The sequence below is a fragment of the Luteibacter sp. P1_D3 genome (genome assembly GCF_056406135.1).
The window spans coordinates 237,493-255,181 of the sequence record NZ_JBFUAT010000002.1; the positions used below are offsets into that span (position 1 = coordinate 237,493).

General features: G+C 62.3%; 18 protein-coding genes. 6 read left to right on the forward strand and 12 right to left on the reverse strand.

Annotated elements, in window-relative coordinates; genetic code table 11:
• Positions 1–45: 45 nt before the first annotated feature.
• The 9 genes from AC1DYM_RS03100 to AC1DYM_RS03140 form a co-directional block, all read right to left on the reverse strand.
• The gene (locus tag AC1DYM_RS03100; protein WP_477335833.1) at positions 46–564 is read right to left on the reverse strand and encodes a hypothetical protein; all 519 of its coding nucleotides are present in this window, start codon (positions 562–564) and stop codon (positions 46–48) included.
• Between the two features lie 60 nt (positions 565–624).
• Positions 625–2,049 (reverse strand): efflux transporter outer membrane subunit, encoded by a 1,425-nt coding sequence (locus AC1DYM_RS03105; protein ID WP_477335970.1) that lies wholly within the window; start codon positions 2,047–2,049, stop codon positions 625–627.
• Positions 2,042–3,229 (reverse strand): efflux RND transporter periplasmic adaptor subunit, encoded by a 1,188-nt coding sequence (locus AC1DYM_RS03110; protein ID WP_477335835.1) that lies wholly within the window; start codon positions 3,227–3,229, stop codon positions 2,042–2,044. The genes AC1DYM_RS03105 and AC1DYM_RS03110 overlap by 8 nt, the downstream gene beginning before the upstream one ends.
• A complete protein-coding gene (locus AC1DYM_RS03115) occupies positions 3,219–6,458 on the reverse strand; it encodes an efflux RND transporter permease subunit (RefSeq protein WP_477335837.1) in 3,240 nt (1,079 codons plus the stop codon). The genes AC1DYM_RS03110 and AC1DYM_RS03115 overlap by 11 nt, the downstream gene beginning before the upstream one ends.
• Positions 6,459–6,576: 118 nt before the next feature.
• The gene (locus AC1DYM_RS03120) at positions 6,577–7,995 is read right to left on the reverse strand and encodes a sensor histidine kinase (protein ID WP_477335839.1); all 1,419 of its coding nucleotides are present in this window, start codon (positions 7,993–7,995) and stop codon (positions 6,577–6,579) included.
• A complete protein-coding gene (locus AC1DYM_RS03125; protein WP_477335841.1) occupies positions 7,992–8,657 on the reverse strand; it encodes a response regulator in 666 nt (221 codons plus the stop codon). Before AC1DYM_RS03125 ends, AC1DYM_RS03120 begins: the two co-directional genes overlap by 4 nt.
• A 94-nt stretch (positions 8,658–8,751) precedes the next feature.
• Complete coding sequence (locus AC1DYM_RS03130) at positions 8,752–9,555, reverse strand: hypothetical protein (protein ID WP_477335843.1); 804 nt, start codon at positions 9,553–9,555, stop codon at positions 8,752–8,754.
• A 109-nt stretch (positions 9,556–9,664) separates the two neighbouring features.
• Positions 9,665–10,954, reverse strand: a complete 1,290-nt coding sequence (locus AC1DYM_RS03135) for a type II toxin-antitoxin system HipA family toxin (protein ID WP_477335845.1) — start codon at positions 10,952–10,954, stop codon at positions 9,665–9,667.
• Entirely contained in the window at positions 10,954–11,253 is a 300-nt protein-coding gene (locus AC1DYM_RS03140; RefSeq protein ID WP_477335847.1) for a helix-turn-helix transcriptional regulator, read from the reverse strand. The genes AC1DYM_RS03135 and AC1DYM_RS03140 overlap by 1 nt, the downstream gene beginning before the upstream one ends.
• Positions 11,254–11,889: 636 nt before the next feature.
• Here AC1DYM_RS03140 and AC1DYM_RS03145 point away from each other — a divergent pair.
• A complete protein-coding gene (locus AC1DYM_RS03145) occupies positions 11,890–12,717 on the forward strand; it encodes a hypothetical protein (protein ID WP_477335849.1) in 828 nt (275 codons plus the stop codon).
• 7 nt (positions 12,718–12,724) lie between these two features.
• Here the strand turns inward: AC1DYM_RS03145 and AC1DYM_RS03150 are convergent, their stop codons facing one another.
• Entirely contained in the window at positions 12,725–13,018 is a 294-nt protein-coding gene (locus tag AC1DYM_RS03150; protein WP_477335851.1) for a plasmid partitioning protein RepB C-terminal domain-containing protein, read from the reverse strand.
• A gap of 1,039 nt (positions 13,019–14,057) precedes the next feature.
• Between AC1DYM_RS03150 and AC1DYM_RS03155 the strand changes: the two genes are divergently transcribed.
• From AC1DYM_RS03155 to AC1DYM_RS03170, 4 genes are all read left to right on the forward strand, one after another.
• Positions 14,058–14,438 (forward strand): hypothetical protein, encoded by a 381-nt coding sequence (locus AC1DYM_RS03155; RefSeq protein WP_477335853.1) that lies wholly within the window; start codon positions 14,058–14,060, stop codon positions 14,436–14,438.
• A 133-nt stretch (positions 14,439–14,571) separates the two neighbouring features.
• Positions 14,572–14,760, forward strand: a complete 189-nt coding sequence (locus AC1DYM_RS03160) for a hypothetical protein (protein ID WP_477335855.1) — start codon at positions 14,572–14,574, stop codon at positions 14,758–14,760.
• A gap of 278 nt (positions 14,761–15,038) precedes the next feature.
• A complete protein-coding gene (locus AC1DYM_RS03165; RefSeq protein ID WP_477335857.1) occupies positions 15,039–15,992 on the forward strand; it encodes a SpoIIE family protein phosphatase in 954 nt (317 codons plus the stop codon).
• A gap of 89 nt (positions 15,993–16,081) precedes the next feature.
• The gene (locus tag AC1DYM_RS03170) at positions 16,082–16,318 is read left to right on the forward strand and encodes a hypothetical protein (protein WP_477335859.1); all 237 of its coding nucleotides are present in this window, start codon (positions 16,082–16,084) and stop codon (positions 16,316–16,318) included.
• Positions 16,319–16,344: 26 nt separating this feature from the next.
• On the opposite strand, the gene AC1DYM_RS03175 is transcribed toward AC1DYM_RS03170, so the two are convergent.
• Positions 16,345–16,617 (reverse strand): hypothetical protein, encoded by a 273-nt coding sequence (locus AC1DYM_RS03175; RefSeq protein ID WP_477335861.1) that lies wholly within the window; start codon positions 16,615–16,617, stop codon positions 16,345–16,347.
• A 95-nt stretch (positions 16,618–16,712) separates the two neighbouring features.
• Positions 16,713–17,030, reverse strand: coding sequence for a hypothetical protein (locus AC1DYM_RS03180; RefSeq protein WP_477335863.1), 318 nt, complete (start codon positions 17,028–17,030; stop codon positions 16,713–16,715).
• Between the two features lie 159 nt (positions 17,031–17,189).
• Between AC1DYM_RS03180 and AC1DYM_RS03185 the strand changes: the two genes are divergently transcribed.
• Positions 17,190–17,468: a hypothetical protein gene (locus AC1DYM_RS03185; RefSeq protein WP_477335865.1), complete on the forward strand. Its 279-nt coding sequence runs from the start codon at positions 17,190–17,192 to the stop codon at positions 17,466–17,468.
• Positions 17,469–17,689: the final 221 nt, after the last annotated feature.

Sequence of the window (17,689 nt, forward strand, 5' to 3'; positions counted from 1 at the left end):
TGCAAATCGTTGCCTCGGCATGTCGGGCCTGAGTACGGCCTCGGTTTAGTACGGCCTCGGGTCCGGCTCCTGCGCCACGCTCTTCCAGATGCCGTTCAGGAGCAGATGCCGGGTGCGGGCAATGTAGGTCGTTCTCGCCGTAAGAACCCTCGACCTGGCCTGGTCGCTGAAAGAAACGACCGTTCGGGAACGGTCGCACAGGGCCGACACGACGTTGGCCGTCGGCGCCGTCGCGGACGTCGACGACAGCTGCGTCTTGCCGTCGCACAACGACGTCGGCAACCCCGAAAAGCTTCCGACGTAGACCTCCACACGATCGGCATCACTCGCTTCAACCTGACTTGCTGCCTCACTCCAGGCATGACCGCGATCGTCGAAGGCTTCGAGCTGACCATCGGGCAAGTGGAACAGGAACGGCATCCGATCCATTCGGGCCGACCAGAGCTGGTACGTATCGGAGGTTTCGACCGTCTTTGTTTCCGTCATGACGGTGCATCCCGCCGACAAGCCGGTGATGGCGATAGCAGCCAGGGCGTACCCAAGCTTCCGGTAGAGGTGTGACATCCTGCGGTTTCTCCTAGGGATATGAAAAGGGATGGCGACTCGCCGATCCGGACCTGACGATCAGCGGTCGCTCCAACCACCGCCGAGGGCCCGAATCAGGTCGACGCTGGCCTGTAGCTGCCGGGTGCGGACGCGTTCTGCCGTGCGCTCCGCCTTCAAGGCGGCCGCTTGCGCCGTGACCACTTCGAGGTAACTGACAACCCCTTCGTTGTAGCGGTTGGTCGCCAGCGACTGTGACTGTCTTGCCGCGGCCGCGGCCGCGTTCTCCTGTTCGCCTTCGCGACCCAGCGCGCGTAACAGCAACAGGTTGTCTTCCACCTGCCGGAAGGCATTCAGCACCACACTGCGGTAGTGCGCCGAAGCGGCGGCGAACTCCGCCTTTGCCTCGGCCTCACGTCCTCGACGTAGACCGCCGTCGAGGAAGTTCAGCGACACCGACGGTCCGAGGCTCCAGAACCGATTCCCCGCGGCGAGCAGATCCCCATGGCCGACATCCTGCCAACCCAGGGCGGCGCCGAGGCTCACGGTCGGATAGAACGCCGCGCGGGCCACCCCGATGCCTGCGTTGGCTGCGTACGCGCGGCGCTCGGCGGCGGCGATATCGGGCCGACGCTGTAGCAAGGTAGAGGGCACGCCCACGGGGATGGCCGGCACGGCGAGCGTTATGTCCTTTGCCGGAAGCGAGAACGTCGATGCCGATTCTCCGATCAAGACAGCCATGGCGTTCTCGGTGAGCGCCCGTTGCACGCCCAGTTCGGTAGCCTGGGCCTGCGCGTCGGCATACAACGCATTGGCCCGCGCGAGATCGAGTCCCGAGGAGACGCCGCCATCCATGCGATCCTGCGTCATCGTCCGGCCCTGGCCGAAGGCGACCAGGGAGTCGTCGAGAATCTGTCGCTCGACATCCTCGCCGCGAAGGCGAATGTAGAGATCCGCCAGCTGCGCCTGCAAGCTGAGCCGCGCGTTCGCGAGGTCGGACTCGGCCGCATCGCTACGCGCCTTTCCCTGCGCCACTTCGTTGCGAATGCGCCCCCAAAGATCGAGTTCGTAGCCAGCGCGGAACCCGATCGTGCGCGTGTCGTATTCGTCGGGCTGACCGGATCCGCGTAGAGGGCGGTTATCCGACTGACGGTCATTCGTGGGGCTCACGTCGACGCCGGCCTGGGGCGACTGTTGCGCGCCGAGCTCCTGCAGATAGGCCAGCGACGCGTCGCGACGCGCCTGCGCGACACCGATGTCCGCATTGCCGGTGTTGAGCCTGTCTTCGAGTCCGTCCAGCACCGGGTCGCCATAGACCTGCCACCAAGGCGTCCGTGCGCTCGCGTCGTCGGGCTGCGCCTGGGTCCACCCCGGCGGATACGCCGCGGTTTTGTACGTCTCGGGAAGCTTGCCTGTTGTCGGTCTCACGTAGGCCGGCTCCAGCGAGCATCCGCCGACCATCAGCAACGCGGCTACAGAGGACAGACGCAGCACCGACTCACGCATCCTTGGCACGTCGATGCCCTCCGTCCGTCGGCAACGCGAGCCGGACGTCGTCACCCTGGCTCAACGAATCGGTGGGGTGATCGATGATCCGGTCACGTGGCTGAAGGCCCCGATCGATCTCGAGCTTGTCCCCCAGGTCCATCGCAATGTGCACATCGCGAAGGATGACTTTATTGTCCTTGCCCAGGACGGCCACCTGCGGCCCGGCGGCGCGAAAAAGCAGCGTCGTCGCCGGCACCGTCACCGTATGGGCAGCGGCATGCGTGGTCAGCTGCACTTCGGCGAAATCACCCGGCAGCAGATCCTGCTGCGGGTTCTCCACCTCGAACTGGGCCAGCAGCGTGCCCGAGGTCCGGTTGATCGCCTGTGACGTGCCTATCAGCTTGCCTTCCACGGTTTCACCACCGTGGCCCAGCACCAACAGTTTTACTTTCATGCCCGGCAGAATCGACGAGGCGTAGCCCTGCGGAACCTGCGTATACAGTCGCATCCTGTGTGTATCGGCAACGGAAAAAAGAGGCTCGCCCCCGCTCGTGTTCGCGGTGATCAGGTCGCCGATGTCGGTGTTGCGCGCGGTCACCGTGCCGTCGAACGGAGCGACAATCCGCTTGAACGACTCGAGAGCGGCGAGGCGATCCACGTCGGCTCGCGCCGCCAACTGGTTGGCCGCCGCCGTCTCCGCCTCGCTGGCCTTTTCGTCGGCTTCCTGATGCGACACCGAATGGGACTCGAGCAGGTTTTTCCAGCGTTTCGCGGTGGTCTCGGCCAGGCGTACGCCCGCCTGGGCACGTGCGAGTTCGGCCTTCGCCTGCTCCAGCTGCTGATCGAGTTCCGGCGTCTCGATGGTGGCCAGCAACTGGCCCGCGACCACCTTCTGGCCGATGTCCGCGTGCCAGGCCTTCAGGTAGCCCGCGACGCGGGCATGGATAGGCGTGGCGATCCATGCATCGAGGTGACCCGGCAGGGTTAGTGCCTGCGTATCGCCCATGGCCGATGCCGAGATCACCTGCACACTCGGGGTCAACTGGGCCCGCGTCCACGTGCTGAGATCGTGCGACTCCACGGCACGCAGTGACAGGCCGGCAATGACGCCGGTCACGGCAAGCGCCAGGCCGATGGCGAGCCAGAGGCGAACGCGCGGAGGCCGCCTTGACAGGGCGACGGTGGGGTCATGCGACATGAGGCTGTTCCCCGATGAGGTTCTGTCTGGATGGAACGCCCACCGTCCGACGATGGACGATGGCGAAGATGACCGGCACGAGGAGCAAGGTGGCGAACGTGGCGAACATGAGGCCACCGATCACGGCGCGGCCGAGCGGCGAGTTCTGCTCCTGACTGAGCGCCATCGGCAACATGCCGATGATCATGGCCAGCGCCGTCATGCACACCGGGCGGAACCGCGTAAAGCCGGCCTCGAGCGCCGCCTTGACCGGGTCGCCATGCTCGGCGAGACGCTCGCGACAAAAGCTCACGACGAGAATCGCATTCGCTGTTGCCACACCCATGCACATGATCGCGCCGGTAAGTGCCGGCACCGACAGGCTGGTGTGCGTGAGGAACAAGAGCCAGACGATACCGGCCAATGCGGCAGGCAGTGCGGTGATGATGACGAACGGATCCACCCACGACTGAAAATTCACCACGATCAGCAGGTAGATCAGCAACACGGCGCCAACGAGGCCAAGCAGCAGACCGCTGAAGGCCTGATTCATCGTCCCGACCTGACCGTGCAGGCTCACCAGGGATCCCTTTGGCCGCTGCGATGCGAAGCGCGCCAGCACGGCCTGCACGTCACTGGCGACGCCACCGAGATCTCGCCCCTGGATGGATGCGTAGATGTCGAATGCCGGCATGATGTTGTAGTGCGACACCACCGCATCGCTCGGGCCGCGGGTGAAGCTGGCCACACCGCCCAGGATTTGCGTCGCACCGTCGCCGGAAGCCGTGACAGGGAGCGCCTTGAGGTCGGCCATGGAGTCCATCAGGTATTGAGGCGTCGCCGCGACAATGGCGTACGACACGCCATTTCGGGGGTTGAGCCAGAACGCTGGCGCCACCTGCGAACTGCCCGCCAGCGAGGCCACCATGCTGTTGGTGACGTCGCGCTCGGTGATTCCCAGGCTATCGGCCCGTACACGATCCACTTTCACATTGAGCTGCGGATAGCTGGAGCTCTGCTGGAGGCGCACATCGACGATGCCGTCGACCTTGCGCAGTTCCTTCATGATCTTTTCTGCGTACGCTTCATTCCCTGCCCTGTCCCGCCCCGCAATGGAGACGTCCAGCGGAGAGGGCGCGCCGAAGTTGAGAATCTGGCTGGTCATGTCCGCAGGAAGAAACGCGAACTGCGTGCCAGCGAACTGACGCGGAAGCGTCTCGCGAAGTCGCTTGATGAAACCGGCTGCCGGCCGGTGCCCGTCCTTCAGCACGATCTGGATATCGCCGTCTTGCGAGCCGATGGTGCCGCTGCTGCTGTAGACGAGGTTCACGCCGCTCATCGGCAAGCCGATGTTGTCGATGACGGTCTGCAGTTGGTCGGGTGGAATCACCTCGCGAATGGCACCCTCGATACGGTCGAATGCCGCCGCCGTTTCTTCCACGCGCGTTCCCATCGGCGCCCGCACATGCAGGGATATCGCATCCGAGTCGACGGCCGGAAAGAAATCGCGACCGAGCGTGGGAACGAGGACGAAAGACAGCAGGACAAAGCCCATGAATCCCACGACGAACCGCCGACGATGTTCCATGGCAATGGCGAGCATGCCGTAGTAGCCATCGCGAACGAGGGTGAAGCGGTGCTCGAAGCCCGCCTGGAACGCCAGCAGAACGACGACGAGCGGGTGACGACGGACAGGACGATGCTGGTCGCCCTCGTGGTGATTGATGTAACTGTCTTCCGGATGCGCGCCCGCACCGGCTTCGACGCGATGTGGCTTGAGCAGGAACATGGCAAGCGTGGTGACCAGCGTGCGCGACAGGATGAACGAGGAGACCATGGCGAAGATCACCGCGAGCGCCATCGGGCGGAACAGGAAACCGGCGATGCCGTCGAGCATGAACATCGGCACGAAGACGATGCAGATGCACAGCAGCGATACGAAGGCCGGCGTCACGATCTGTTTGGCGCCGTCCATGATCGCGGTCATCACCCCTTTACCCTGCTCCAGATGCCAGTTGATGTTCTCGATGGTCACCGTCGCGTCGTCCACGAGGATGCCTACCGCCAGGGCGAGCCCTCCCAGGGTCATGACGTTCAGCGTCTGCCCGAACAGCGACAGCAAGGTGATGGCGGAGAGGATCGATAGCGGAATGGATAGCGCAATGATGACAGTGGAGCGCCAGCTACCCAGAAACAGCAGGATCATCACCGACGTAAGCACCGCGGCGATCACACCCTCCCGCGCCACCGAGGTCACGGCGGACTTTACGAAGATGGACTGATCGCTGAGCAGACTCATCTTCAGCGAGGCCGGCTGTGTCTCCGCGATGAGGGGAAGCAACTTCTTGATGCCTGCGACCACGTCGAGTGTGGACGCATTGCCATTCTTCAACGCAGGCATGAGAACGGCACGCTTGCCGTCGACGCGGACGATATTGTTCTGCGGCGGCGCGCCGTCACGAACGTGGGCGACGTCACCGATGGTGATGGTTGCCCCGTTGACCGTCTTGATCGGCAGGTCGTTCAGCTCGTCGATGGCCGAAGGACTGTTATTCAGCTGGACGTGATATTCGAACGTGCCGATTTTCGCCGTGCCCACAGGGATGATCTGGTTTTGCGCGGCCAGTGCGTTGCCCACATCCTGGGCAGATAACCCCTTCGCGGCTAACGCCTGCGGATTGAGGTCCAGGGTCACCTGCTTCTGCTTGCCACCGTACGGCGTCGGAATGGCTACCCCGGGCACGGAGATCAGCGTCGGCCGCATGAAGTTCTGCGCAATATCGCGGATGGTCGCTTCCGACAACACCGGGCTGGACAACGCCATTTGCAGCACGGGCACGGTGGATGCGTTGTAGTTGAGGATCAGCGGCGGCGTGATGCCGGGCGGCATCTGCTTCACTACCGTCTGCGAGATGGACGTGACCTGGGCCGTCGCGGTGCGGATATCCACGCCAGGCTGGAAGAAGATCTTCACGATGCCGACGCCGGGCAACGACTGCGACTCGATGTGCTCGATATCGTTGACCGACGTGGTGAGCTGTCGCTCGTAGTAGTAGATCACCCGTCCCGACATCTGATCGGGTGGCAGGCCGTTATACGTCCAGACCACGCTGATCACCGGAATGCCGATGTTCGGAAAGATATCTGTAGGGGTCCGCAACGCGGCGAGCGGCCCGGCGATGAGGATCAGCAAGGCCAGCACGATGAAGGTGTATGGCCGCGCCAGTGCGATGCGGACTAGTGCCAGCATGGGCTGACACCGGTCACGTGGCGTGATGCGTTACGAATCATCGGCGGTATGGATGGAATCCGACCTGGCAGGAGTGCCGCGAGTCAGTTTCCTTGCCGATGCTTTTGGAAATCTTTTGTCAGCGATTCGGCGGCCTGTCGACGGTCGGCGCGGCTGCGATGGAAATATGGACGACCAGTCCTTTTCCGGACGGTGCTTCGAGCAAGGTGATCCAGCCGTCGTGGAGTTCGACGGCACGCTGGACGATGCTCAGGCCGAGGCCGAAACCTGTCCCTTCGCCTTCCGAGCCGCGGTGAAAACGCTGAAAGGCCGCCTCGCGACGTTCGGCGGGAATACCGGGCCCGTCGTCGGAAACGGTAATCAAGGCCCGACCCTTATCGCGGCCGAGCGTGATGTCGACGTGGCTGCGTTCGGGTGTGTGCCGCAGCGCATTCTCGACCAGGTTGCGGAACATCGCGGTCAGGGCTACCTCATGACCGGGCACGACCAGCTCGGCGTCGTCGTGATTCAGGCTGAGCTCGATCTCTTTGTCGGCGATCCCGGCGGCCAGTTCTTCCACCACCTCGGTAGCGAGGGTGACCAGATCGAGCGGAACGCGGTGCTGCGAGGCCGCACCCGCTTCCAGGCGCGCGATGGCGAGGATCTGTTCGATCCGGCGAGCGAGGCGCGCCAGACTACGGCGCGCGTTACGCACCGTGTATTGAATCTCCACCGGATCGTCGGTGATGAGCGCGCTTTCCATGTGGATCATGGTCGCGGCGAGCGGCGTGCGCAGTTCGTGGGCGACATCGCCGGCGAAGCGCTGCTCGCGCTCGAGGGCGTCCTCCAGTCGGGCGAGCTGCTGATTGAGGGTAACGATCAGTGGCTTGATCTCGTCTGGCGATCCCTCGACGGCAATGAGCTTGCGACTGCCAGGCTCGCGTCGCGCCAGAATGCGGGTAAGCGTGTCCACCGGCTTGAGCCCCCGCCTCACGGCCAGCCCGGCCAGGAAGGCGAGCAGCGGCAAGCCGATCACCAGGGGCAGTCCATGCTCCAGCATCAGGCCATTGGTAATGTCGGTGCGGTTGTCCGCGCGCTCGCCGATACGAATCGTGAGGTTGAAGCGATTGGTCAGCGTGAAAAGGCGCCAGCGCGCGCCGTCGTGCTCCCTGTTGCTGAAGCCACGTTCGTTCGGATCGGGCGGCGGAAGATCGGCGAGGTTGGCGGTAGCCGCGATCAGCTTGCCGTGAGGATCATAGGCCTGGAACCCGACCTCCGGCTCGTAGTTCTTGGCGTGAACCGAAACCACCACAGTGCCCCGTTGTGCCTCGGTGGCCAGCTCCAGCGTACGAGCGGGATCCTGCGTCGCGTAGTCGCCCTGACCGTAGGCGATGAGCGTACCCAGCGTCCGACCCGCCTGCGCGAGCCGGCCGTCGAGCAGGTGATTCATCTCGCTCAGCTCGCGCTGGTAACTGATCGTCCCCAGAGGGATGAGCACCACCACCTGGACAAGGATGATCAGCCAGGTGATGCGCGTGCGCAGGCTACCGGATGTCACTTGGGCTCCCTCGGCATCATGTAGCCGATGCCACGCACCGTGTGGATCACCTCGGCGCTCAGCTTGCGGCGCAACCAGTGCACCTGCACCTCGATCGCGTTGCGATCCACCACGGTATCGAAACCGTAGACCGAGTCTTCGAGAGATTCCCGCCTGACGATACGGCCGGCGCGCTCCATCAGGATGCGCAACACGGCGAATTCGCGACGGGTGAGGGAAATGCGCTCGCCACGAAAGACGACGTCGGTCGTGGCCAGATCGAGCACCAGCCCGCCCACCTCCACCCGGTTGTCGACCAGGCCCTGGGCCCGTCGGGTCAGGGAACGGATGCGTGCGGCCAACTCGCCGAGATGGAAGGGTTTGACCAGATAATCGTCGGCGCCGAGATCCAGTCCCTTGATGCGGGCCTCGGGTGCGTCGCGAGCGGTCATCACGAGGATGGGCGTCTTCACCCCTGCGCGACGGGCCTCCAGCAGCACCTCCAGGCCGTCCTTGCCCGGCAGGCCAAGATCGAGCAGCACCAGGTCCACCGCCCCGTCGGCCAGTGCCGCTGCGGCATGGCGGCCATCGGAGAGCCAGGTCACCGCGTAGGACTGCTGTTCAAGCGCGTGCTTGATCGCTTCGCCCAGTTCGGCGTCGTCTTCCAACAGGAGGAGGTGCATGGCGGGCGCGGGCTCGAGGGACGGTTGAACACACAATGATCGCCTGCGAGCCTTTTCCCAACCTTTTGCGATTGCTGTCGGCGCCCCCTCGGCGCTACGGCTGGCCCGATGACCTCGGGCCAGCCGCGTCGGCCGGAGGCGACGCCGTGTCGATCGCGCCCACGGTGACATGCCCGCTCCAGTCCTCGAACACCTCGCCCGCCTTGCTGTCCACGTACTTCACGACCACCGGTGAGGGTACGCATGAAGAGGTCATGGCGCTGACCGTGTCGGCATCCATGCTCCCGCTACCGGCGAGCTTGCTCGGATCGCGAAGGCCTTCCATGCAATACGTGCCCGATGCCGCGGCACCGACCAGGCGACGGGTCCCATCGCGATAGCGCTCTTCCGCACGCGGCGCGGCCACGGCATCGCCATAGGTTTTTTTCATGGAGGCGAGGTAGTCGTCCGCCTTGGCCAGCTCCGCCGGGCTGAGCTGGCCCTTCAGCTCATCGTACGGCGCCTGGAACCGCGCGGTGTGTCGCTCCGATGCCAGGGCGAACCACGCCAGCGCGAGCGGTCGATTCACCGGTTGCTGATCGCCGTTCAAGGCCATGACGCCGAGGACGTACTGGGCAGGCTTGCTGGCCCAGCTCGCCGCTTCCTTGAAGAACTTGTCCGCGTACCGGTGTTTGTTCTCGCCGTAGCTCTGGGTGGCGAGGCAGTAGAAGTACTCACCGGGGAGAAACTTCTCCATGCCGGAGATGCATTTCGCGTTGGCGAGTTGGTCGTTGCTTGGTGGCGGCGTGGATTCCTGGGCATCTTGTGCCCTGAGCGTCGAGGCGCCGAAGCTCAACAGAAGACTGACAAGGGCCATGCCGATGCGACCTGACGAGGCGTTCCGCTGTGATGTATGCATCGCTGTATCTCTCCGTGATTTCGCGGAGTCTAGCGACAGACAAACCTCAGGAGAACGGCGCGAAAATGCGAATTTCTCGCACTAGTTTGCGAGTTTGAAGCGGACCGCCTCATAGCACTTGATGAAGCTGACCGATGCGCTCGACCTCGTCGGCCCTTATTCCCGCCTCGCGGGCAAAATGCGACCAGCCATTCAACGCCGTGTTGACGTCATCGATAGCTTTTTTCGTACCCGGCACCGAGAAGCGCTCCGCCACCGTCATCAGATCACTGGTCTGGATGCCGTCGAACTTGCCAGCGACACTCATCAGGTGCTCTTTCAACCAGATGTTCTCCGGTGCAAACGCAAACGTCACGTCGTACGCGGGCGAAAGCTCCCACGCCCCACCCTCACGCATGAGGAAGGAAAAGTTCTTGGTGTGATCGTCGTGATTGCGCGCTGCAACGTTAAATGCCATGCGGCGAAACAGCTGATTGAGTGCTTCGTCGTCGAGGCCCAGGTCAATCGCCACCCGAAAGAGACTCTCATAGGCGTTCGCCTGACGATCATTGTGACTGGCATGCGTGAGCGCCGATAACGTCTGGACGTGAACCTTATCGTTGCCCAGTCGATCGAATCGCTTGGTGATGAAGTGTGCCCTGCCGTTCTCCTTGAGAAGCTCGCAGGGCGACATGACGATGCCTGCTTCCGTGGCCATCTTGTAGTAGCTGTACTCGATGCGGCCGTACTGCTGGGAGGGACCCAACTGCTGATCCTCGCCCATACCATCGAACTTGAGGAGCCAGTGCTCGAATCCGTCGGACAGATCGAACTGCCCGGAGATCAGCTCATCTGTTTTGCGGTTCCAGCCCAGGACGGCTTTGGGGCGAGCGCCACCTGCGGACGTACCAACGGCGATGATGCGAGAAAGGGTGTTGGCGGACTGGTCGTCATCATGGATCGTACCTGCGACCACACGCCGTGCCGCTTCGACGAGGTTCGCCATGTCGATCGGCGCGGATGACGCGCGGGCCGCAGCGCGTGCCGGGCGAAACTCCAGCGCCCCCATGCCCCGCTTTCCCATATAAGAAAGGCGATCGAGTGCGGTGATGCTGCTGCTGGCGACGCCGTGCCGCTCCATCCAGGCGTCGATGAGTCGGTTACCAAACCGGTCAGGAAGAGCATCCGCGAGCAATCCCGGCAGAAACTGAAAGGCCTCTCGGTCCAGACCCGGAAAACTGAAAACAGGCGGCTGATGCTTCAACGGCATCTTGAGGGGAGCAAGCTCGATCCGTCCGCCGTCCCATTTTCTGTCGTATTCGAAAACGAAGGCACTGCGGCCAGGATCGTGCGCTACGGCACCGACCGTCTGTCCCCAGATCCGGACTTCAACGACATCGACGTGCTTGGGCGCCGCCATTACCTGGACCCCCTGGATCGCTGATAGCGGCCACTGGTCAGCATCGCCATGGGGCTGATTTGAGCTTTTGTGCTGAGGACATCGATGATGTCGACCGCACCGAGTGCCTTCACCACGCTCAGAAACGTACCCAGCGAGGAACCTTCGCCCGCTTCGAGGGCACGGAGAGCGCGCGGGGAAACACCTGCCTTGTCGGCGAGGGTCGTCTGCTTGAGTCCCTTGCTCAGACGTATATCCCTGAGCGAGCTGCCAATCCGATCGKCGAGCTCGTCGACAGTATCAAATGATGTCTGTGACATAACGGCACCTTTCCGCCTATTGCGGGCAATATCTCCGATTACCGGCAATTATACGCCTCTTACTAAGAAATCTAATATGGGCTGATTTCCGCCCCTTAATCTTCAAATGTGCCTTAATGGGCTTTTTTCCGCCCATATGATGACCAAGGCAACCACACAGGCTGAGCTAACGAAAGACGTTTTCTGGGCCCCGTCGCGGGCAAATAGAGCGATGGCTTCGCGAGTTCGACCAACTCCGGAATGGTCTCGTCACCGCGTGCGTATCAAATGCAGATAGACATCAGCAGTCGCTTCCGGAACTCCGTGCTCGCCTGCACGTCGACGCGGCACCCGGCGGCATCCAGGGCATCGACATAGGGGGCAGGTAGGGTAGCGCGCCGAGTAGGTGACCTGGAGCGGGTGAAGGGAACACCCTGGCTCCTCTTTTAACCCCCTGAACTGCCTCAATAACCAGGCCAGACAAGGGGTTGGGCGGCGCGATACCCAGAACGGGACTATGCCGGAAGGATACCAGCAAGTTCGGCAGACCGATTCGGCTGGCAACAACCGATATGCGTAATCGGCCGAAGCCACGGTTTTTGCCTCCAGAAATCTCCCAAACAGCCGAACCCATGGACACCCACATGGAAGGCGCACATGGACCACGCTCGCTGCACGCTCGACGACAAGCCCTACACCGCGTTCGACTTCTCCAAATTACCTTCAGTAACCCTGGAGAATTATCGGCGGAACCTCGTTTGTCCAGAGTGCGAAGGGCCGGCCTTTTTCCGCAAACAATCTGCGGATGGACGGGCGCCCTGCTTTGGAGGCCGTCCTCATAAGCCCGGATGCAGCCTTGCAAGCCAGGAAGGCGGCGCATGGGGTGTGGACGGCGGGGACGGGGAAGACGAGCGGTTGAACCCAGGCGACCGCATTGTGGTCRATCTTCGCTTGGACGTCGGGAGCGCAGGGGCGCCCGGAGGCAACCCGTCCGACCGACAGCATGGGCAGGGCCGCTTCTTCGGCGGCTCAAATGGAGAGCAGCGTTCCCGAACGTATAAGCGGCTCCGGGCCATGCTGAGATCCCTCGTTGAAGGCCATGGACTCGCCACCTCGAATCAAATCATTGAGCTCACCGGTGTCATCGAGATGCCGGCGCGCGAATTTTTTGTGCAGTTCGGTGAGGTTGCCAACGTTCCCGCCGGACAATACAGAGGCTTTTGGGGGTCTCTGTCAGATGCCCGGCACGGGAAGGACGGCGCAATTTATCTCAACACCGGAGGACTGACCGAGCCAAGCATTCGCGTACCGGAAGCCGACAAACAAGTCCTTCTGGAAATGGTGGGTGCCGAGAATCTCGAAGAGCTTGCCGGCGCCTATATTCTGGTGCTCGGTAAAATCGGCGTGGCGAAAGATAACGGAAAGCGTTTCATCACTCATAAAAGTGCCCTTTACCTGGCAATGCTCGTACAAAAGCAGCGCTGACGCTTGCCTATCCCACACCCACGTCTGCAGTCTCGGAAATCCTCTGGAACTCCTTGAGGTATTCGGGCCGATGGCGGGCCAGCCAGCGAACGACCGAGGCGTTGCCGAGCCACTTGCCCAAATGCCCTTTGACGATGGTCAGGTGCAGAACATCCGGACCGTAGGAGTCCTCGACTGCCGAGGTTTGCATCTGCAGCGCGGCCAACTCGCGCTCCATCCGGCCCATGGATTCCACGGTTCCCGGACTGGCTGCAACCTTGGGCTCGAACGCCAGGAAAGGTGGTGGCGTCGCGGCCAACACGACTTGGCACGCTCCACCCCGTCCGGAAGCGGCTGTCCCACGTCAACCGTGCCGGACGCGGCTTCTGCCAATGCGAGGCCGACTGTCTGCCAGAACAGCCGGGAGGCCGTTCCGTACCCCACCGACCCAATGCCGGCAAGGACAAACACGATGCTGGCTAGGAACGCCCACCCTGCAGATGCATTCCTTGTTGCCTGGGATACGCCCGGTGCGAGCACCCAGGTCGCGACGAACCAGACAAGGGCAGCCCAATAAAGACCGAGGCACGCCTGTATTCGCAGTGTCTGCTTGTCGCTCACCTCCGACAGGGACGAGAGGTTGTCCTTCAGGGATGCAAGGCTTTCATTGTCTGGGCAGACCTCGCGGATGGTTGCTGCAAGAAGAATGACCGAGGTCCGCCGGACACCGTGGAGGGTTGCAACACTGGGAATCCGAAAGACGAGACACGCCGTAGCCATGACGGCAGCGCCCCACCCAGCCTGGGGCCAATCCGAAACACGGCCTCCGGTCACGAACGCCATTCCGACCATGGCTGACCAACAACGAAGACGCCATCCTTCAGCACGCTGAAATCATTGTCGACGCTGTCGCCCTCGGTCAGGCCATGCTGGACGGTGACATCCAGGAAGCCCGTTTCCGTGCCCGCCTTATTACAGCCAACGCAGACATTGCGGGATTGAGCGAAGTCGGCCGCGCAGTCAGCAGGGTGGTCGACCTTCCGGGTCGGGGCTCGACTGCACCGAGACCCGGCTACGGGCAAGCCATCGAGGCTCTGTCTGTTGCCATCGACCGAGCCCAAACGTTCGGGTGAATGATGCCCGTGCCACCGCTCGCTCATTCAAGGTCGGCGGCGGGCAAACGAGAACCGGTTGCGCGGTGGTGGCCCCCGCTGAGCCGGCACGGCGACCTGTGGACATGCCATCCGTGCCGTCCTGGCGGCGCACATGTCATGACTGACGCCTTTGGCACGCGGCGGACACTTGATTCGTTGTCCCGAAAATATCCCAACCAATAAAATTGCGGGCGCGCATACTGGCCCATGACACCTCCCACCGTTCTGATTCTCGACCCCCACCGCGAGCTCGCCGAGATGGCGGGCGAGGTGTTGAAGGCCAGGGGTTACACCGTCGTTGTTGCCGGCCGGTTTGAAGCGGGTATGGAGGCACTTGATTCTATGCCCTCACTGCGTGTCGCGGTGTGCCATGCCACAATGCCGTCTGCGGCCGGCAAACAGGCCGTGCCGATTCTCGACGAGCTTGCCCTCAGGACCGACATCGCCCTTGTGATGATTTCTTCCCGGTCGTTCGAAGACGTTCCGAACATTCCGGCAAGGGCTGTGCGCTTGTCAAAACCGTTTGGCGCTGGCGAGCTTCTTGATGCCATCGCGCGGGCTTACCGCACCCTCCAGTCGGCGGCCTGATATTCAACGGTCCGGTGAGCCGCAGCAAAAGGTCAACTCCTTCACGGTTGTCACGCAGGCCGTCAAATGCCTTGAATGAATTTTTGACACAATGGCCGCCAATCTAAGGATGTCCGGAATGTGGAGTCCCTGCGTGTCTGACGATTATGCTGCCCACACGACCCATATCGACGTCGACGACGCCTTTGATGTGATTGCTTGGGGCTTGGTCCTTAACGTCAGTCCCGCCACCGTTCTCGCCGCTTCGCTCGAAGTGGGACCGGACGCGCTGCGGGTGCAGGCTTATCTGGCGGGCGGGAATCGAGTCGCCACAGCGGAGTAGTTTGTGCCGGGGAAGAGACGACTCGCCGTTTCAGCCAGCACCGGCCGACAATGAGGTTGGCGCCGTCTTAGGTATCCCCTTTCCGCGACGATGAAGTTCAGGCCGGGGGGCGCCTTACCCGTCAATCCGGTTGAGCGTTTCGGCGAGGGCGGCGAGCGCGCTCCCCTGAGTGTAGGAGGCAGGCACCGGCGACTCGACCTCTTGCCGTCGAAGGAAAGTGAACACCGTGACCGCCTGGATAGGCATTTTATTTGCCCTTGGCTCCGCTAAAGTGCCGCATGAATTTTTTCGCCTCCCTTCCCCACCGGCATGTTCTCCTCGACCGGACGAGCACTGCGGCATTGGCCGGCGCCTTGTTTGCAGTCACCGCACCGGGGCCAGTGCGCGACGCTGCCCTTTCTCTTTCAACTCAGTTTGACGTCGGCCGGTATGCAACCGGCAGTGTGGATGTAAGGCGCCTGCCCGGTGACGGCGTCGAGATGCTCCTCATCACTCCCGCCGTCGGGCCTTTTGACTTCGCCAGTCGTCTGCCGGGTGTCACGGTTTTCAGTGACTGCTGGCAAGACGATAGAGGCACCTGTTTGCTGGTCCGGGTCCAACCCGGCAACGACGCGCCCGACCTCCCCTTCGGTGTGATTGAGCGGCCGTTGGCCGGAGCCCCGTTTTCGGGGGACACGTGGGCCCTGTCAGCCGCCCCTGAGGCGCTCACCCTGATGGTCATCGATGGCCTGGGTCACGGGCCATTGGCGCAAAATGCCGCAACTGCCGCTGTGGAAGCCCTCCGCGACATGGCGCCGGTGTCGCCTTCGGAAGACTTGCGCACGGTGCACGACGCCCTGAAAGGCACCGTGGGTGCGGCCGGGGCAGTTGCGCGAATCGACCCCGAGCGCAAATCCGTCGATTTTTGTGGCCTCGGCAACATCGACGCCGCCCTTGTCTTCGATGACCGCCGGTCCGGGCTTGCCTCTTATCCAGGTGTTGCAGGCCAAGGCTCGCCGACCTTCCGGACTTACCGCCACGTGGTTGCAAATAAGTGCCGTCTGGTCATGCATACGGATGGCATTCGGGCCAACTGGAGCCCTGCCAAGTATCCCGGCCTTTTCCAGCGACACCCTGCCTTGATTGCAGCGGTGTTGTTTCGGGATTGCTGGCGGCAGTCGGACGACGCGCTCATCGTCGTCATTGACGTCAGTCCAAAGACGCAGACCGTGCTGGCGGCCCTTTCTCTATAGAGTTACCGCATATGGCCTGACGTGACCCTGGTCATCGCCGGGTCCCTCTCGTCCTGATACAACTGTGGTTTGGTTGAGGGCCCGCCGACATGGAAAACCTCCAGCAAACCCGACGGCTCAATCTGCGCGGCCTTTTGTTTGAATTGGCAGCCGACGGGTTTCGGGGCCTCGATGCCCAAGCCGCGTTCCTGACCATACAGGCGGCCTCGCTCAAGGGAATGCTGGAGCACGATGTCATCAGTGGACCGTTCGCCAGGAACGTCGAATGGACCATGCAGCGGCGGGAAGGCTGGCTGGATGACGACCACCGCACCGACCCGTTCTGAAAGCAACGGCGCAACAGCGCTCTCACTTAGCCAGGAACACCCGGCGAGGTCTCATCCTTATCAAGCGCTTCCGCGCTGTGACACTCACTCATCCAGCCACGAGGCTTGAAGAGGACGTGCTCGACATGTTCTGCAAACAGAGTTTCGATGCGCGCGCCGTCGAGCATGGCTTGGAGCTTGAATGCAGTGACGGCGTTTTCAAGAAAAGCGGCCTGGCTTGCCCGGGTTATAAGGCCGTCCTCTTCCAGAAGACGGATGACGGTACGCAGGTTGGCGCGGCGTGCGGCTTGGACGGGCATGACGGGTTCTGCAGATGGATATCGGACAATGCATGCATCGGCCACACACGCATTCGCATGAGTTGGTTGCTTTCACATTTGTGACGGGCGGCCTTTCATTGCCGCACAGGCTGTCTTTCCATACACGGGCAAGCGACGTGCTCATCAATCAGAGCGCCAATTAGATTCGCCAATTCAAGCATCGGTTTGCCGTATCCCCGACGTGGCATGGTCCCAGGCTCGCCCAGCGCGTTGACAATGCGCGCGGCCAATTCGACGATCTCAAAATGGCCTTCGGCGGACGCCTTGCCGCCAATCACCCGGGCGCGAAACCTGGCTTCGTCGAAATTCCGATGGAGAGCCGCCTCATTCATCGACAGCGCCTCGAACGCGAGGTCGGCGGCAAACATGTTTTGGTCGTCTTGCAGCCACATGAAAAAATTCTAGCCTGACGTAAAGCCAACTGTGAAGCCCTCCCCGTGGCGACACCGAGATTCTGCATATTGCCTGCCTTACCAGTAGTTTTTCGGATGAAACGGTGTCACATCTGGCGCAGATTTCGCTGGGGCAAAACTTTCTATCGGAATCGAGCCATGCACACATTCGAGCCTGCGATGACCACCTTGGCGATGGTGGCCATTGATGCAAACGCGACAGGCGAGGCCATTCTTCAAGGTGATTTGGATGAGGCCCGCATCCGCATTCGTCTTCTGGCTTCCAAAGCCGGCGCGCTGGGACTCTTGGAGCTGGCAGCAGCAGCAGGGGTCCTGTGCGTAGAACTGGGACCGATGGGGGGTTCGCCAATACCCAGCTACGGTGCCGGCTTGTTGCGGGTGGCCGACGAGCTTCAGGCAATCCCGGGTTACCGTTGACCGCGTTTAGCGTGCTGCTCTTTGGGTGGCTCATCGACACGCGTCGCCTTCAGTATTACGGCACTCATATACCTGGACAGATGGGACCGCCGGTCGCCAGACCACGTTGAGCTATCCGAAACAGTGACAAGAAGCCGTACGCATCTTGGGTGCCGGTGGCGAGCCGCCAGCCAGGGTGCCTCACTGTTTCGGGCCAGGGGATTGCTCACTGGCAGAAGAAT

Coding starts and splice junctions, on each gene's coding strand:
- AC1DYM_RS03170 (WP_477335859.1), top strand. CDS start 16,082: ATGGAAAACCTCCAGCAAACCCGACGGCTCAATCTGCGCGGCCTTTTG.
- AC1DYM_RS03155 (WP_477335853.1), top strand. CDS start 14,058: ATGACACCTCCCACCGTTCTGATTCTCGACCCCCACCGCGAGCTCGCC.
- AC1DYM_RS03100 (WP_477335833.1), bottom strand. CDS start 564: ATGTCACACCTCTACCGGAAGCTTGGGTACGCCCTGGCTGCTATCGCC.
- AC1DYM_RS03180 (WP_477335863.1), bottom strand. CDS start 17,030: ATGTGGCTGCAAGACGACCAAAACATGTTTGCCGCCGACCTCGCGTTC.
- AC1DYM_RS03185 (WP_477335865.1), top strand. CDS start 17,190: ATGCACACATTCGAGCCTGCGATGACCACCTTGGCGATGGTGGCCATT.
- AC1DYM_RS03175 (WP_477335861.1), bottom strand. CDS start 16,617: ATGCCCGTCCAAGCCGCACGCCGCGCCAACCTGCGTACCGTCATCCGT.
- AC1DYM_RS03165 (WP_477335857.1), top strand. CDS start 15,039: ATGAATTTTTTCGCCTCCCTTCCCCACCGGCATGTTCTCCTCGACCGG.
- AC1DYM_RS03125 (WP_477335841.1), bottom strand. CDS start 8,657: ATGCACCTCCTCCTGTTGGAAGACGACGCCGAACTGGGCGAAGCGATC.
- AC1DYM_RS03135 (WP_477335845.1), bottom strand. CDS start 10,954: ATGGCGGCGCCCAAGCACGTCGATGTCGTTGAAGTCCGGATCTGGGGA.
- AC1DYM_RS03115 (WP_477335837.1), bottom strand. CDS start 6,458: ATGCTGGCACTAGTCCGCATCGCACTGGCGCGGCCATACACCTTCATC.
- AC1DYM_RS03105 (WP_477335970.1), bottom strand. CDS start 2,049: ATGCGTGAGTCGGTGCTGCGTCTGTCCTCTGTAGCCGCGTTGCTGATG.
- AC1DYM_RS03110 (WP_477335835.1), bottom strand. CDS start 3,229: ATGTCGCATGACCCCACCGTCGCCCTGTCAAGGCGGCCTCCGCGCGTT.
- AC1DYM_RS03130 (WP_477335843.1), bottom strand. CDS start 9,555: ATGCATACATCACAGCGGAACGCCTCGTCAGGTCGCATCGGCATGGCC.